Origin of the sequence: Moritella sp. 24 (assembly GCF_018219155.1) — a bacterium.
Lineage (GTDB): Bacteria > Pseudomonadota > Gammaproteobacteria > Enterobacterales > Moritellaceae > Moritella.
The window spans coordinates 423859-440305 of record NZ_CP056123.1 but is presented as its reverse complement, the minus strand read 5'-3'; the positions used below and the strand labels follow the sequence as shown (position 1 = coordinate 440305).

Below are 16447 nucleotides of genomic sequence, written 5' to 3'. Positions count from 1 at the left end.
TTCATTCGTCTTGGGCTTTTTTATTACCTTACATTTTTTATTATCCTGATCCTTTTATTCCTCAATGATAATTCTCTGGTATTACCTCTGACAGCATAATTCTGACTCGCGGCATTATCCATACAGAATTAACCCCCGATGACTTAGCTCCGTCAAATTTACAAATAAAAACCATCAATAAATCATTTTAAACAGTCACTTATAAGCACTGTTTATTTCAAACTCTGTCACTTAGACCATTTATCTTGATCCTGCAGATAATTTTATCTATAGGCATTTTTTTTTACTTTGAAAAAAAACGTACTCTGTACAAGTACCTCCTAATAACTATAAATTTTATTATAGTTTAATCGCAATGTTAACAATGGGATAGGACATATCATTTTGTCACACCTTAATTGAGGGAATAATTATGAAGCTTAAATCGATACTTTCAGCGGCTATTTTTACAGGTTTATTTTCTACCGCGGGTATAGCAGGAACAATCACATCGCAGGACAATAACGTCGTTGTCGGTTACTGGCATAACTGGTGTGATGGCCGAGGTTATCAAGGAGGTAATGCCCCCTGTGTTGAGCTTGAAGCCGTAAACCCACAGTACAATGTGGTCAATATTTCATTCATGAAAGTTTACGATACTGCAGAAGGTCGTATTCCAACATTTAAATTAGACCCAACAATAGGCCTGAGTGAAGCTGAGTTTATTGAACAGATCAATACACTCAATAGTCAGGGTCGTAGCGTGCTGCTTGCGCTAGGTGGTGCTGATGCACATATCGAATTACTCAGTGGTGATGAAGATGCACTAGCAACAGAAATTATTCGCCTCACCGATCTGTATGGTTTTGATGGCCTTGATATCGATCTAGAACAAGCTGCGATCACCGCAAAACAAAACCAAACGGTTATTCCCGCCGCATTAAGAATGGTGAAAGATCATTACCGCAAAACGGGCGAAAACTTTATGATCACCATGGCACCTGAGTTCCCCTATTTAACCGCTAATGGCGCTTATACTCCCTACCTCACCGAACTTGATGGTTATTATGATTTTATTAACCCGCAATTCTACAACCAAGGTGGCGATGGTATTTGGATTGATGGCGTCGGCTGGATAGCACAAAATAATGATGAATTAAAAGAAGAGTTTATTTACTACATTGCCGATTCTTTGATTAATGGCACACGTAATTTTCATAAGATCCCACATGACAAACTGGTGTTCGGGTTGCCTTCGAGTAATGATGCCGCAGCCACCGGATATGTCAAAGACCCGCAAGATTTATATCGTGCTTTCGACCGCTTAAAAGCCCAAGGTCAACCACTACGAGGCGTCATGACTTGGTCAGTAAACTGGGATATGGGGACAGATTCAGCAAACAATAGTTACAATCAGCAATTCATTGCAGATTACGGTAACTTCATTCATAACCAATTACCGCCAGTGACTGACATGACACCAACGTTGGCGGGTATTGTCGATACGCGTATCGAAGTGAATAACGCCTTTGATCCTTTAGTTGGCGTGACAGCGAAAAATTATCAAGGCAACGACATTACAGATTCGATTACGATCACGGGTAATGTAAATACAAACCAAGTGGGTGAATATCTATTAACCTATAGCGTCAGTAGTGATGATGAAACCGCGAATCAAGTGCGTAAAGTAACTGTATATGAAGTCTTACCGAGTTTTGCAGGGATCAGCGATACCACCATTGTTATTGGTAGTCCGTTTGACCCGATGCAAGGTGTCAGCGCCAGCCATCCAACACAAGGTGACCTTACTGCGAATATTTCTATAACAGGAGAAGTCGATACCAGTATTGTTGGTGAGTATGAGTTAATTTATACCTTAACCTACGGCCAAGATAATCAACAAACCATAACAGATAAGCGTGTCGTGACAGTCGTCAGCGATGCAGTAAGTGATAATGATTGGAAAGCAGATAGTACGTATGTCGGCGGTGATATAGTCACTCATAATGGTACAACATGGACAGCACAATGGTGGACAAAAGGTGAAGAACCGGGCACCACTGGCGAGTGGGGTGTTTGGCGTTAGTAAAAATAGTTAAACACTTTAAAAACAGATGACTTAAAGGTAGTTAACTTAAAAACTGTTACCTTCAAAACAAAGCCAGTATTAAAAAATGTTAATACTGGCTTTCTCACGACTAGCTAGCGAGATGATAAACGAATTATTTATCCGCTTTACCCGCCGCATTAGCAAACTTAGCTAATTGCTTATCTAACCAAAAAGGCGTCGTTTCATTATCTTCACAGCGTTCCTTGCGACGAATAGCATTACGTACCATCATAGTGCCTAACCAGCGCACAGGTTCAGGTGGAAATCCGCCTTTAGGTCCAGTCGTTAAACCGTTATGACTCCATTTATCATTATGACCTAGCAGCATCGATGATAAGATCTTACCGCCAATCCAAGTCTGGCCTACGCCACTGCCTGAATAGCCAAAACCATAATAAATATTGCCTGTATCTTCAATCTTACCGAAAAATGGCAGTCCCGTCGCCGAACGATCTGAAGGGCCAGTCCAGGTCACTTCAAACTCTTCATCCACCAGCGTTGGAAATAACTTATCAAACGACTCCCGTAGTATCTTGCCATAGCGCGTCGATTGATTGAATAGAGGTCTGACTGCGTTACCGTAAGAGAAATGATTACCCCCCTTACCTAACATCAAACGACCATCAGGTGTAGTTCGGTAATAATGCACAAACGTACGTGAATCCAGCACCGTTTTACCGTCTGTTAATCCCATGCTTTTTAGCTTTTCTGGTATCGGTTTGGTGATCGCCATATCTGACGATACAACTACAATTTTATTTTTAAACTGCGGGAATTGCTCTAACATCCACGCATTGAGCGCCATGACAGATTTAGTCGCATAAATACTCCCCTGCGGTGTTTTTATTACAACATTATGTTTCGCTTTGGTATTACTGTTAGCAGGACTCGTTGATAGATCATGAATATCTAACATTGGGGTATTTTCATAAATACGAACACCGAGGTGCTCAGCTACACGCTTTAAACCACGGGCTAATTTACCCGGTTGCACACTTGCAGCGACAGGTGAGAAATGCCCAGCTTGATGTAATTCAGACCCTGCATGCAATTGTACTTTTTTTGCTTCCCACGCCTGCCAACTGTTTAATTCATGTTTATCTAACGCGGCTAATGTCGCTTCTAAACCACCTGCTTGTGCAGTATTCGTTGCAGTAAATAAAGTGCCATCACGACGTAATTCCGCATCGATTTTATACTTTAAACAGAAGGCTTCTATTTCATCCACCGCTTGCTCTGATGCTTTCACTAATTCAACGGCCTGATCTTCACCATATAGACGTTGCATCGACAAGTACTTCGTCGACCATGTCAGCATACAACCGCCATTACGTCCTGATGCCCCACTACCACAGAGACTTTTCTCTATGATCACGACATCAAGGTTTGGTTGTTGCTGCTTTAGCTGGATCGCGGTCCATAACCCCGTGTAACCACCACCGACAATACACACATCGGCGGTGGTATCAGCAGTAAGCGTTTGTGGTTGTACGTTATTACGGTAGTCCGCTTCTAAATCCATTGCTTGCTGGAACCAAAAAGGTTGAAACTCAGGCTGTTTAGTCATTATGGACGTTCGCCAGCAGCTAAACGTGCATCAATGTCCGCAACTACTTGTGGTAGGTCTGCGATGGTATCAATCAAGTAATGGGCATTAAACGGTGTGAAACGATCACGAGCTTTTTCACGCGCTTGGTGTAATGTTGCCTCGTCTGCCGCAAGGTATTCTTCGAGTGTAAGACCTGCTTCATTCCCCGATAATAATAAACCAACAGTCCACATACCGGCATTATGACCCTCTTCAATACCCGGTACTGAATCATCAACCTTGATACAAGCACCAACATCTGTCACAGCCATATCAATCACGTTTTTCAATACCATGTAAGGTGCAGGGCGACCACCAGCAGGTAAGTCATCAGTTGCCACTACACAATCAGGCACATACCCTTTTTCTGCAGCAACAGGGATTAACTTGTCCATCACTACGCGTGGGTAGCCTGAGCATGAACCAATTTTAACACCTTGCTGCTTTAGCCCATTCACAACGTCTAATGCATGTGGAATTGGGTCAGCGTGCTCGCCTACTTTCGCAATCTGTAGCGGCATAAATGTCTCGTAAATCGCATCAATATCAGCCTTGCTAATAACGGTGCCAAACTGTGCCTGCCAACGCGCTGCTACAGCTGGTAATTCAGATACGGCTTTAATGTGGTCCCATTTACCTAGGCCCATAGGTACACGCGCTTCTGCTAAGCTGATATCAAAATCATACTGCGCTTTAAATGCGGCAATAAAAATAGTGGTCGGTGCAAATGAACCGAAATCAACGATAGTACCCGCCCAATCAAAAATAACAGACTGAACATGATTAAGTTTTACTGACTGATCTTGTACGATGTTTGACATAATAGTGTTTTCCAAAGTAATTCGTTATTAAAATGAGTTAAGAATGTGTTATTAACAATTTGTTTGATTACGATTTTTTAATTCAATTTTTACTTATTTTTTTCAACTAATAGCCGCATAACCAAAGTCACGGCTTACTTTATCAATTGCACCCGCAAAGATAGTAAGCGCTCGCTTTAATTCATCTCGATTAATAATAAGCGGCGGGCTCAGCTGGATAACATTACCTTGCGATACTTTAAAACTTAGCCCTGCATTCAAGCAGTGATACAACACAGCTTCTGCTTCATCAAAGGCGCGTTCTTTCGAATCACGACTCGTGACTAGCTCAACACCCCACAGCAGGCCCATGCCACGCACATCGCCAATCAAAGAATATTTTGCTTTCAAAGCTGCTAACTCTTGAGCCACAAAGGCTCCATCATCTTGTACTTTGCTTAACAGGTTTTGTTGCTCAATCACTTCCATGGTCGCCAAGGCTGCAGCACAACCAATCGGACTTTTCTCGTGGGTATAATGGCCCAGTGATACTTGCGCTGCGGTATTGTATTTATCTTTGGTCACCATCGCGGCAATCGGTACGACGCCACCGCCTAAACCTTTACCAATACATAAAATATCCGGTTCGATATCAAACGCATGGTGGCTGAACCAGTGCCCAGTACGGCCCATACCATTAGGAATATCATCGATGATGAGTAAGATATTGTGCTTGTCACAGATCTCTCTGATGCGCTGCCAATAAGCTTTACTCGGTACTTGCACATCAGTATTACGGATCGCTTCAGCAATAAAGACCCCAATGCCACCTTCTTTTTCGACTACGTATTCCAGATAATCAGCGTAATGCACATCGCTGCCGTCCGGAGAAGGAAAACAGCCGCGATACGATACAGCTGGCGGAATACGTTCGACACCAGCCATCAATGGGCCCATGCCAGCACGGAAACAGGCTTCACCACCTACAGAAATGGCATCCAGTGATGCACCGTGGAATGAATCCCACAGCGACACCACTTTAAAGTTACCGGTTACGTGACGCGCTAGTTTCAGTGCCATGCCGATGACAGAGGTGCCACCAGGGGCAAACAGTACGCGATTGAGCTCACCACCACATATTTCAGTGAGTTTGGTAGCACAATCAATCGCAGTTTGATTGGTAAAGCGACGAGGTGAAAACGGTAACGTCGCTAATTGTTGGCTAATTTTAGTTAATACATGAGGGTGACCATAACCTAACTGATGCACGTTATTACCATGGAAATCCATGTAACGCTGACCTGCCGCATCTTCTAAATAAATGCCTTCAGCAGCCACTAACGCATCCAAACACGGCGTCGACATAGCTTGGTGTAAGAACACCTTACTGTCTTGCTCAAGCATGGCTTTAGTCGCGTTATCATCAATACTGGCATGCCATTGTTGACGCGCAGGCGTTGTATTAACATCACCCTCGCTACGATGTTGACGATCTGCCAGTACTGTCTCAGCAGCTAAGTTAGTAGTCACTTCACTCATGCACTTAATTCCCAATATTTCGCTGTTTCCATTGCCACTAATAGACGTTGAATGTCACTTGGGTGCACATCACCGATGTTACCAATACGGAAACAGTCAGCATTTGATACCTTACCTGGGTAGATAACAAAACCTTGTTCTTTAAGGCGGTTATAAAATTCTTTGAATTGGTAATCACTGTGCGTCGGTGAGTAAAACGAAGTAATGATTGGCGAGTGTAATGACGCATCTAACAAGGTATCAAAACCCAGTTTCGCCATTCCCGCGACGAGTGTTGTTTGATTTTCTTGGTAACGTTGATGACGAGCGGCAATGCCACCTTCTTCTTCAAGCTCTAATAACGCTTGGTAAAATGCGCGCACGGTATGGGTTGGTGATGTAAAGCGCCATTTACCGCCATTTTTTTCCATGCAATGCCATTGGTCATACAGATCCAGTGACAATGAACGTGCTAATCCTTTAGATTTTTCCAGTTCGGTCTGACGGGCAATGACGAAACCAAAACCCGGTACACCTTGAATACATTTGTTCGCAGAGCTAATCAGGAAATCAATGCCCAAATCAGCCACATCTAATGGGATGCCACCAAAGCTCGACATCGCATCCAAGATAACGATTTTACCGTGCTGTTTAGCCAACTTAATCACATCATCAATTGGATTAAGCATGCCTGTTGTTGTTTCGCAGTGCACAATTGCTACATGGGTAATACTGTTATCAGCGATTAATTTCGCTTCCACTTCAGACACACTTGGTTGTGCTGTTTCACCCGGTGCAATCACATCACAGGCAATATTCAAGTAATCAGCAATTTGAGCAATACGAGCACCATAAGCACCGTTATCAACCACCAGCAATTTACCATCAGCAGGAATAACACTGCCAATTGTAGCTTCTACCGATGCTGTACCGCTGCCTTGCATCAATACACTGGTATAACCCGCTTGTGAGGTTGCTAGTTGAACTAACTTAGCGCGGATAACTTCAACAATGTCTTTGTTATATTCATCATCCCAAGTACACCAATCTTTTAGCATGGCTTCTCGTACACTTGCCGTCGTAGAAAGTGGACCCGGTGTTAGTAATAAATATTCGTTTTTCATCTCTGCTTCCATTTGGACTATACCAGTTTGATGAGAACTCTATCAGTGGATTACTAGGTTGGTAAATAGGCTCACAGTAGAATTCATAAAAGCTTCACATTCGCAGAGGTTAAGAAAAAACGGCGAGAAAATTATCTAGATAAAAACAACGGGAATAAAAAACAATAAAATACCTTAATTAATTTAACTGACATCAATCAGTCATATTTTTGTCACAAAAGCACTCTATTATCGTTCTCAACAAATCTGGTACAGACCAGAATCAACCGTTAATAATTTTGGAGTTATACGAATGAAACAACGTTGGATGATAGGTTCTATCGCAGCCCTAGGCGCCTTATTTACTGCACCAGTATTTGCCGCAGAAGAAGTGGTTGTGTACACCGCCTTTGAAACGGATGTATTAGCAAAATATAAAGTTGCGTTTGAAAAATCAAATCCAGATATCGATATCAAATGGGTACGAGATTCAACGGGTATCATGACAGCGAAGTTGCTTGCAGAAAAAAATAACCCTCGCGCTGAAGTTGTTTGGGGTCTAGCAGGTTCATCAATGGCACTGCTTAAAAATGCGGGTATCTTAAAACCTTATTCTCCAAAAGGTGTCGAAAATCTGCGTACTAGCATGATTGACCCTGAAGAAAACAAAGCATGGTATGGCAATGACGCATGGTTTAATGCCATCTGCTTTAACGAATACGTAGCAAAACAATATAACCTACCAAAACCAACATCGTGGGACGACCTACTAAAACCAGTTTACAAAGGTCATATCGCGATGCCAAATCCAGCATCATCAGGCACAGGTTACATGCAAGTGTCAGCATGGTTACAAACCATGGGTGAAGATAAAGGCTGGAGCTACATGGCTAAGCTAAATAACAACATTGCACATTATACTCACTCTGGCTCTAAACCTTGCGTACAAGCAGGCATGGGCGAAGTCGCGATTGGTGTTTCTATGGCACTGCGTGGCGCAAAATTAAAAACCCAAGGCGCACCACTTGATGTGATCTTGCCAGACGGCGGTATCGGTTGGGAATCAGAAGCAGTTGGCCTCGTTAAACCATCGGCAGCAGCAAAACGTGTTGTTGATTGGTCTATCTCAAAACAAGCCAACGAATTATACAATGAATCTTACGCGCTAGTTGGTCATAAAGATGTCAGTAAAGCCGTGACAAACTACCCAAATGTACAAGACGCAATGGTCGAAATGGACTTTGGGAAAATGGCGAATGATCGTAAAGTAGTACTACGTACATGGTCAGAAAAATTTGATTCAAAATCTGAAGCTAAATAATGATTAGATAACGATAATTACTCAGTAATCATCACGTTATTCTCGTCTTAAATTTTATTAAACCAAGCGTTATTAATAGCGCTTGGTTTTCTTCGTTATCAGGATATATTATCTTCTTTAATAAAGGCTTAGCTAAAAAATAAGAATATAAATAAATGTAAATCCTCGTTAAAAAGAACTCATTGTCATCAAACTGTCACTAATGCTGCCTACCATGCTGGTATAGTCCAATTAACACATGAGCAGTTAGATGAACACGTATCTCAATATCAATAATCTTGTTAAAAAATTCGGTAATTTCACCGCATTAAACGACATATCTTTGCAGATCAATCAAGGCGAGTTCATCTGCTTTTTAGGCCCTTCAGGCTGTGGTAAAACGACCTTACTTCGTGCCATTGCGGGTCTTGATTTAGCTACATCAGGTTGCATCTTACAAGATGGTAAAGACACCACCTTCTTACCGCCAGAAAAACGTGATTTTGGTATTGTATTTCAATCTTATGCACTCTTTCCTAACTTAACGGTTGCCGAAAATATCAGCGTTGGTTTACACAACCAAGGTAAATCCGTGGCCGAGGCCGTCGATATTGTAAATCATTGGTTAGGCATTATTGGTTTAGAAAGTTCGGCTCCTAAATACCCGAATCAACTGTCCGGTGGTCAACAACAACGTGTTGCGCTAGCACGCGCATTAGCGTTATCACCAGGACTATTATTATTAGACGAACCGCTTTCTGCATTAGATGCACAGGTACGTACTCATCTTCGTGATGAAATCCGCTCGCTACAACGTAAGTTGGGTATTACAACGATTATGGTTACCCATGATCAAGAAGAAGCCTTAGCAATGGCTGATCGTATTGTCGTCATGAATCACGGTGTCATTGAACAAGTGGGCACACCACAAGAGATTTACGACAAACCAGCCTCACGATTTGTCGCAGAATTTGTCGGTAATATGAATTTCATTGCCAGCTCAGTGATCAGTGATGAACAAATCCGTATCGCGGAAACGCTATTACCAAAACCAAAACATAAATTAAGCCGTGGTGAGATGTTTGATTTAGCCGTTCGCCCTGAAGATATTCAATTTAGCGATGATGACCAAGGCGATGCTCAAGACATTCCCGTGCAAATTAAAGCAATGGAATTCCAAGGAACTTACGTACGAACAGAATGCCAACTGATCGGAAATATGAGTGCACCGATGATCAAAGTCGACGTACCGATTCGAGATGTCAGAAAATTAGGTTTAACCAATGGTGAATTCCGCCGTATTCGTTATAGCGATGAGTTCACCCATGCCTTCCCACGCAAACAAAATAAAGCATCAATGACAGCAAACGCACAAGCGGTAGGGGCATAACATGGAGTCGACAATCGATAAAAACCTAAAAGCGCCGAGTTACCTGCAAAAATGGTTGCTCACCTTTAGCCGTGATAACGCTATTCTAGCCAGCATTTTGATTATCTTAACGGTGTTGATGGGCTTTTTTATTATTGCACCTATGTTCACGATGTTCGCCAAAAGTGTTCAGGACATTGATGGCAATTTTATCGGTTTAACAAACTTCACCGAATATTTTGCATCAAGTGCGATGATCGCATCGATTGCGAATACCGTCACCGTTGGATTAATAACAACAGCAATTGTCGGCGTACTCGCTTTTAGTTATGCGTATGCACTCACCCGAACCTGCATGCCATTTAAAACCTTCTTTCAAATTATTGGTTCAGCGCCTATTCTTGCACCTTCACTACTGCCAGCGATAAGCTTAATTTATTTATTCGGTAATCAAGGTATTGCCAAAGAACTACTTGCAGGTGCGTCGATCTACGGTGTTATCGGCATCACGATTGGTATGGCATTTTGGACTTTCCCTCATGCGTTAATGATTTTAACAACCGCACTGCGCACCTCGGACGCACGTCTATATGAAGCAGCAACAGTATTAAAAAATCATCCCGTTAAAACATTTTTCATGGTCACGCTGCCAGCTGCAAAATATGGTGTGATTAGTACATTAATCTTAGTCTTTACCTTGGTGGTCTGTGACTTTGGTGTACCAAAAGTAATTGGAGGCAGTTATAACGTACTGGCAACCGATATCTTCAAACAAGTTGTTGGTCAACAAAACTTCGCGATGGGCGCAGTAACGAGTGTGCTATTGCTACTACCTGCTGTACTCGCGTTTATTATTGATCGCCACGTACAACGTAAACAACAAAACCTTTTTGATTCACGCTCTGTTGCTTACACACCCAAACCACACAAAGTACGTGATGGGATTTGTTTTGTATTCTGCAGTATGATCGCCTTTGCTATCCTTGCTGTGATTGGCATGGCTATATATGCATCATTCGTGACATTTTGGCCTTGGAATTTAAGTTTAAGCTTTAACAACTATAACTTTAGCGAAGTGAGTACGTATGGCTGGTCGCCTTACTTCAACTCTCTGACGCTAGCAAGTTGGGTTGCTGTTATCGGTACTGTCGTCATCTTTATTGGTGCGTATGTTATCGAAAAAGGCCGCGGTTTTGGACCTATACGCCAACTACTGCAAATGATAACGATTATCCCAATGGCGGTACCGGGTATTGTATTAGGCTTGGGTTACATTTTCTTTTTCAACGATATAAACAACCCACTTAATGGCTTGTATGCAACCATGATGCTGTTAGTTGTTAATACCGTCGTGCATTACTACACTGTGGGTCACATGACCGCATTAACAGCGTTAAAACAGTTGCCAGCAGAGATAGAAGCAATTTCAGCTTCAATTAAAATGCCACAGTACAAAGCATTTTTTGTCATAACACTGCCGATTTGTGCGCCAGCCATCATGGATATTGCGGCCTATTTGTTCATCAATGCCTTAACGACAACATCAGCCGTTGTATTCCTATATGCGACCGATACAATTCCAGCATCTGTTTCGGTGTTAAATATGGATGATGCCGGACAAACAGGCTCGGCTGCGGCAATGGCAGTAATGATCTTAGTGACAGCTGCGACAGCAAAAATAGTCCATTTAATTGCGGCATCATTTATCAATAAAAGAACACAAGCTTGGCGTCAGCAACATTAAGAATAAAAAGTCGAGTTGATAACAGAATAACATTAATATAAAACTGTTTACTGCTGCCGCAGTGAAAGGAATACCGCGGCAGCCAATCATTCGATAAATAGATAAAAATAAATAAGCTAACATCAGAGGCTTTTGTGCAATACCTAAAAATTAAAGATGAAATTTTACAGCAAATTGAATTCGGCTTATTAACTTCAGGGCAGAAGTTACCGTCAGAACGTAAACTTGCAGAGAGTTTCAATACTACCCGCGTCACACTACGCGAAGCATTGTCTTTGTTGGAATCAGAAGGCCGCGTATACCGTGAAGACCGTCGAGGTTGGTTTATTTCTCCCGAACCACTACGTTATGACCCCACCAATACCACTAACTTTCATCGTTTAGCGCTGGGTCAGCAGCGAACGCCAAAAACAGAATTAATCAGTGCGACTATGGTACCTGCCGATAATCATATCGCGCAGCTATTACAAATAGCACCACAGACGGAAGTACTCAAAATTCATCGCGTGCGTTATTTAGATGATCGTCCGGTGGTATTAGTCACTAATTATGTATTGCCTGAACGCCTACCCAACTTACTCGACCACGATTTATCCGCATCATTAACGGATATTTATCAGCAACATTACGATACGCTTTACCAACGTACGCATTATCGTATTCGTTCATCATCACTGGTTGCCGACACAGCAACGCCCCTACGCGCAACATCAGGCTGTGCCGCGATGTATATAGAACGCGTTAACTATGATCAACATGGACAGCTACTCGATTGCGATCTGGAGTATTGGCGTCATGATGCAGTGATCATTGAAGCAGAAGCCACTCGCCAGCAATAAACATACATAACAAACCATTGGATTCTTTAGTCGTATGTATAATCATCAAAATTAGCGCTTTGAAGAGTTAAATTGACTGTACTTTGCCACTAATTAGAAATAATGTAACATATCAATAAAGCACGACTAATATAGTTTTGAATACCCTATGCAAGTGTATGCATAGTTAACACTCTAAATGATAGGAACTTATCCATGGAATATCTTGAACAACTACTCACGGAAGCACCAGAGCTTGCTGCGATTTACGGTACAAAAATACTACTTGCGTTGGTTATTTTTGTCGTTGGTAAATACCTTGCTAATGTAATGAAGAAAGTAACTTCAACCTTATTACTGAAACGTAATATTGATATGACGGTTGCTTCGTTTATTAGTAACATGGCATGGGCGGTTGTCTTTGCCTTCACTGTTATTGCGACATTAAGTCAGTTTGGCGTTCAAACCGCATCGCTCGTTGCTGTTATTGGTGCCGCTGGTTTAGCCGTAGGTCTTGCATTACAAGGTTCGTTGTCAAACTTTGCTGCGGGTGTATTGATGGTCATCTTCCGCCCATGTCGTATCGGTGATTATATCGAAGCTGCAGGCGTTTCCGGTACTGTTGACGAGATCACGATTTTCTCTACACGTTTAGTGACTCCAGACAATAAAGTCGTGATTGCACCGAATGCGGCAATCATGGACGGTACAATTACGAACTATTCAGCGCTGGGTAAACGTCGTTTAGATCTTGTTGTTGGCGTATCTTATGACGCAGACATCAAGCAAACTAAAGCGATCCTGATTGATGTGATCAAGAAGAATGAATTCACGCTACAAGATCCAGAATATACTGTTGGTATCCTAGAATTAGCCGATTCATCTGTTAACTTCGCGGTTCGTCCTTGGGTTAAAACAAGCGATTACTGGGGTGCTTATTTCAGTATGCAAGAAGAGCTTAAACTTGCTCTTGATGCTGCTGGTATCGCGATCCCTTATCCACAATTAGATTTGCATGTACAAGGTAATCCAACACCTCCAGCAAGCTAATGTGAGTAAACAGGTTTAACGACAAATCGTTTTTATAAAAATAATGGGAGCCGAATATGGCTCCCATTTTTGTTTCACCCTCACCACGTTTACAGATCGCGACGTTCAAACAGCGGCCCTTCTTTAAAGCTATAACCGCTAATATGGCTGTGCGGTAAACTGCCCATCGCTTTACCGAACTGACGTTTATCTAAATTGATTAGATTCATATGATCGCCCGATTCAATAAATAGCTGTTCTTGTTCAAACAACATATCATCCACCAGCATATCCATACCGTAAATCTGCCCGAGTGAAGGAATTGCCCCGGGTTCACAGTCTTGAAACAGCGTTGCTAGCTCGTGCTCCGCCAATAGATAATATTGTTTACCGGTTTGCCGATTAATTTCACCAATTAATACATGTTTATTTGCTGGTACGACTGCCATTAAATGGTCGCCGCCAAGATCACGTAAAATCACCGCCTTTGCGACTTGCGAACTGGGGACGTGTGCCGATAATGCTGAATTAAATGAACTTGCCGTGTGACGATGTTTAACTAAACTAAAATCGATGTTGTGACTAGCCAGAAACTGGCCTACTTTGGTTGCCATGCTCATTTTAGCCTCCATAAATACACTTTTCTACAAGCAAAGTATGGAAGCTAAACGAGCACAACGCGAGTTAATAACGCTATTATTTACAAATGGTATTATTCCGCTATTAATCGATATTTTCGCTGTTTATAAGCAATCAATAAAATAGCCAGCAGACTATAACCAAATGCTTGTATTAAGAGCTGAGTTTGAAAATGACTAACCATCTCAAAGTCTGCGCCCATTTGGTTTAATTGTAATAAACCTTGGATAGCCGCTGTACTTGGGAATAACTGAGATAACGTGACTAACCACGTTGGGATTTCACTCACAGGCCAAATAAAACCACTGCTAAACAACACTGGCATTGAGCTAAATAAGATAACCTGCGTTGCTGTTTCAGCTTGGCTATATAATTGCCCTAGTGCAACACCAAGACACGCAACAGCCACTAAGAATGGAATGAGTAATTTCAAAATATCCAACGCAGCAGCGAGTCTGTTAACGCCATAAACATCCAATGCAAAGCCAAAGTAATACAAGCTAAACACCAAATATAAACACAGAAATACCAGACAACGTGCCAATAACAATAATACCGGTGATGCGGTTAACCAATAGCCCTGTTCTTTCGCTCGTGATCGTTCATTTTGCCCACCAGATAAAATACCACTGACAATCAATAATGTTTGCTGCAAGATAAGAATAAACACCGCTGGTACCACATAATCTAGGTATCCATTTACTTGGTTAAACACTGGCTGCAAGTTTAAAGATGCTGGTTGCCATTGCTGTTTCGCTAATAGGATGTTTTCCTTATCTACAGTAAGCCTTGCGACTTTTATCTGCGCAGATAGCGTACCACCCGCTTTGAGAATACCAGTTGCAATGGTCGAGTAAGTCATGAAATAACTGGCATCACCACCGAGTGATAAGGTGACTGGTTTTTTCATAAACAGGTCGCGACGGAAATGCTCAGGAATAATTAAGAAACCTTTTATTTCTCCTTTTTCAATGAGCGCTTCCGCATCCCTTACCGAATCAACCTGACCAGCAATATGAGTATCAGGTGACGCATTAACCATACGAATCAATTCACGACTCATCGAACTGCGATCATAATCAATAACAACGATCTCAGCATCTCTTGATACCTGCTGAGAGTACGGTAACGGATACAAGATCGAGTACATAATAATGCCACCAAACATGGTCAATAAAATGCTACGGTCAGCAAAAATACTTTTTACTTCAAAAACAACTAACGCTAAGAATTTATTCATCTTCATGCCCCGTTGATAACGTATTGCGGTCATTCAAAAGCGTTTTTTCACGATGACGCTGAATACGGCATATAGCGATAATTAACGTTAATATGAATAGCGCTAATGACATTAACTGAGGTAACAAAGCCATAAAGTCCTGACCATAGTTGACCTGACCGATCTGCAACTGCATATAATGGGTGATCGGTAATAACATACGCCACATTTGTGCTAGCTGCGGCATGCTTTCAGCGGGGAATGTCACCCCAATAAATGCAAACGCAGGCGCAGAATAAGCAGCACCCATGCTAATTGCTTGCGTCAGATTCATCGACAAGGTAAAAATAAATAACGCAATGGCTTGCCCTGCTAATACTGCGACGACCAAAATAAGCAATAAATACCCCCAGTTACCCTGCATCGGTAGATTTAAGTAACCATAAAAGAAACTCAAAAATAACAAACCATGAATAACCGAAAATAAGGTATAAGGCAGTAACTTGCCAATGACAGCACTCACCACCGAATCATCTGCACGCTGGAACCAGCTATTTAGGGTATTATTTTTATACTCCAGTCCAAACGCTAACAGTACAGAGACTAAAATAAAAATTTGCCATAACGCAGGTACAGCTGCCGTCACTAAGAAAGGTATATAGTTAGTCGACACGTTATATAGCGGGTTAACTTGCGTTGAAATTGGCGCTACAGCACCTTTAATCACAGCAAGATTTCCCCCACTAGCCAACGTCTTCACCGCATCAATTTGAGCCGTAAAAGTGCCGAAGGTTTTTGCCATGTTCGACGAAACCAGTTTCCCTATTAATACATACTGTGCGTTATAGAAGGTCGTGACTTCTGGCGTCATTGCTAAGTAAGTCTGTTTTTCAAAATCACGCGGAATATAAACGACAGCATAAACGTCACCTTGCTGCATTAATGCTTTACCTTCAGCAACACTCGTCAACTGGGCCGTAACCGCTAACGACGGGTTCGCATCAATGTAACGCACTAAGCTACGTGATAAATGGCTGTGATCTTGATCGACAACAGCGACAGCAAGATCACGTGGAATGCCTTGTGAGAAAATAGCATATACCAACAACATGCACGCAATCGGCAACCATGTAACTAGCGATAATTGCCATTTCGATGCCAGTATTAATTTATTTTCTCGCAGCCAAACCGCTTTTATTTGAGTAATGAATGAACTCATCATCAACACAAC

Annotated in this window: 13 protein-coding genes; 6 read left to right on the top strand and 7 right to left on the bottom strand. The window is 42.0% G+C overall.

From position 1 onward, the window contains the following. Positions 1 to 412 precede the first annotated feature (412 nt). Entirely contained in the window at positions 413 to 2065 is a 1653-nt protein-coding gene (locus HWV00_RS21555) for a glycosyl hydrolase family 18 protein (protein WP_211684476.1), read from the top strand. Positions 2066 to 2201: 136 nt separating this feature from the next. Here HWV00_RS21555 and HWV00_RS02020 read toward each other — a convergent pair whose 3' ends face one another. The 4 genes from HWV00_RS02020 to phnW form a co-directional block, all read right to left on the bottom strand. Next, positions 2202 to 3656, bottom strand: a complete 1455-nt coding sequence (locus HWV00_RS02020) for an FAD-dependent oxidoreductase (protein ID WP_211684475.1) — start codon at positions 3654 to 3656, stop codon at positions 2202 to 2204. Beyond that, a complete protein-coding gene (gene phnX, locus HWV00_RS02015) occupies positions 3656 to 4498 on the bottom strand; it encodes a phosphonoacetaldehyde hydrolase (RefSeq protein WP_211684474.1) in 843 nt (280 codons plus the stop codon). The genes HWV00_RS02020 and phnX overlap by 1 nt, the downstream gene beginning before the upstream one ends. A gap of 102 nt (positions 4499 to 4600) precedes the next feature. Further along, positions 4601 to 6016, bottom strand: coding sequence for an aspartate aminotransferase family protein (locus tag HWV00_RS02010; RefSeq protein ID WP_211684473.1), 1416 nt, complete (start codon positions 6014 to 6016; stop codon positions 4601 to 4603). Then, entirely contained in the window at positions 6013 to 7119 is a 1107-nt protein-coding gene (phnW, locus tag HWV00_RS02005; RefSeq protein ID WP_211684472.1) for a 2-aminoethylphosphonate--pyruvate transaminase, read from the bottom strand. Before phnW ends, HWV00_RS02010 begins: the two co-directional genes overlap by 4 nt. Positions 7120 to 7411: 292 nt before the next feature. Between phnW and HWV00_RS02000 the strand changes: the two genes are divergently transcribed. From HWV00_RS02000 to HWV00_RS01980, 5 genes are all read left to right on the top strand, one after another. Beyond that, positions 7412 to 8419, top strand: coding sequence for a putative 2-aminoethylphosphonate ABC transporter substrate-binding protein (locus HWV00_RS02000; RefSeq protein ID WP_211684471.1), 1008 nt, complete (start codon positions 7412 to 7414; stop codon positions 8417 to 8419). 250 nt (positions 8420 to 8669) lie between these two features. Beyond that, a complete protein-coding gene (locus HWV00_RS01995; protein WP_211684470.1) occupies positions 8670 to 9788 on the top strand; it encodes a putative 2-aminoethylphosphonate ABC transporter ATP-binding protein in 1119 nt (372 codons plus the stop codon). A gap of 1 nt (position 9789) precedes the next feature. Beyond that, entirely contained in the window at positions 9790 to 11511 is a 1722-nt protein-coding gene (locus HWV00_RS01990) for a putative 2-aminoethylphosphonate ABC transporter permease subunit (protein WP_211684469.1), read from the top strand. Positions 11512 to 11645: 134 nt separating this feature from the next. Then, the gene (gene phnR / locus HWV00_RS01985; protein WP_211684468.1) at positions 11646 to 12350 is read left to right on the top strand and encodes a phosphonate utilization transcriptional regulator PhnR; all 705 of its coding nucleotides are present in this window, start codon (positions 11646 to 11648) and stop codon (positions 12348 to 12350) included. 195 nt (positions 12351 to 12545) lie between these two features. Then, on the top strand, positions 12546 to 13379 hold the full coding sequence (locus HWV00_RS01980) for a mechanosensitive ion channel family protein (protein ID WP_211684467.1): 834 nt from the start codon (positions 12546 to 12548) through the stop codon (positions 13377 to 13379). A gap of 89 nt (positions 13380 to 13468) precedes the next feature. On the opposite strand, the gene HWV00_RS01975 is transcribed toward HWV00_RS01980, so the two are convergent. From HWV00_RS01975 to HWV00_RS01965, 3 genes are all read right to left on the bottom strand, one after another. Beyond that, positions 13469 to 13978, bottom strand: a complete 510-nt coding sequence (locus tag HWV00_RS01975) for an aminoacyl-tRNA deacylase (protein WP_211684466.1) — start codon at positions 13976 to 13978, stop codon at positions 13469 to 13471. Positions 13979 to 14070: 92 nt separating this feature from the next. Then, a complete protein-coding gene (locus HWV00_RS01970) occupies positions 14071 to 15237 on the bottom strand; it encodes an ABC transporter permease (RefSeq protein WP_255554869.1) in 1167 nt (388 codons plus the stop codon). Then, a complete protein-coding gene (locus HWV00_RS01965) occupies positions 15230 to 16438 on the bottom strand; it encodes an ABC transporter permease (RefSeq protein WP_255554868.1) in 1209 nt (402 codons plus the stop codon). Before HWV00_RS01965 ends, HWV00_RS01970 begins: the two co-directional genes overlap by 8 nt. Between the last annotated feature and the right edge of the window lie 9 nt (positions 16439 to 16447).

What these genes read in the sequence shown, in the direction of transcription:
- phnX (WP_211684474.1), bottom strand. Translation starts at nt 4,498, where the DNA reads ATGTCAAACATCGTACAAGATCAGTCAGTAAAACTTAATCATGTTCAG.
- HWV00_RS02000 (WP_211684471.1), top strand. Translation starts at nt 7,412, where the DNA reads ATGAAACAACGTTGGATGATAGGTTCTATCGCAGCCCTAGGCGCCTTA.
- HWV00_RS01975 (WP_211684466.1), bottom strand. Translation starts at nt 13,978, where the DNA reads ATGAGCATGGCAACCAAAGTAGGCCAGTTTCTGGCTAGTCACAACATC.
- HWV00_RS02010 (WP_211684473.1), bottom strand. Translation starts at nt 6,016, where the DNA reads ATGAGTGAAGTGACTACTAACTTAGCTGCTGAGACAGTACTGGCAGAT.
- HWV00_RS01965 (WP_255554868.1), bottom strand. Translation starts at nt 16,438, where the DNA reads ATGATGAGTTCATTCATTACTCAAATAAAAGCGGTTTGGCTGCGAGAA.
- phnW (WP_211684472.1), bottom strand. Translation starts at nt 7,119, where the DNA reads ATGAAAAACGAATATTTATTACTAACACCGGGTCCACTTTCTACGACG.
- HWV00_RS02020 (WP_211684475.1), bottom strand. Translation starts at nt 3,656, where the DNA reads ATGACTAAACAGCCTGAGTTTCAACCTTTTTGGTTCCAGCAAGCAATG.
- HWV00_RS01970 (WP_255554869.1), bottom strand. Translation starts at nt 15,237, where the DNA reads ATGAATAAATTCTTAGCGTTAGTTGTTTTTGAAGTAAAAAGTATTTTT.
- HWV00_RS01995 (WP_211684470.1), top strand. Translation starts at nt 8,670, where the DNA reads ATGAACACGTATCTCAATATCAATAATCTTGTTAAAAAATTCGGTAAT.
- HWV00_RS01990 (WP_211684469.1), top strand. Translation starts at nt 9,790, where the DNA reads ATGGAGTCGACAATCGATAAAAACCTAAAAGCGCCGAGTTACCTGCAA.
- HWV00_RS21555 (WP_211684476.1), top strand. Translation starts at nt 413, where the DNA reads ATGAAGCTTAAATCGATACTTTCAGCGGCTATTTTTACAGGTTTATTT.
- HWV00_RS01980 (WP_211684467.1), top strand. Translation starts at nt 12,546, where the DNA reads ATGGAATATCTTGAACAACTACTCACGGAAGCACCAGAGCTTGCTGCG.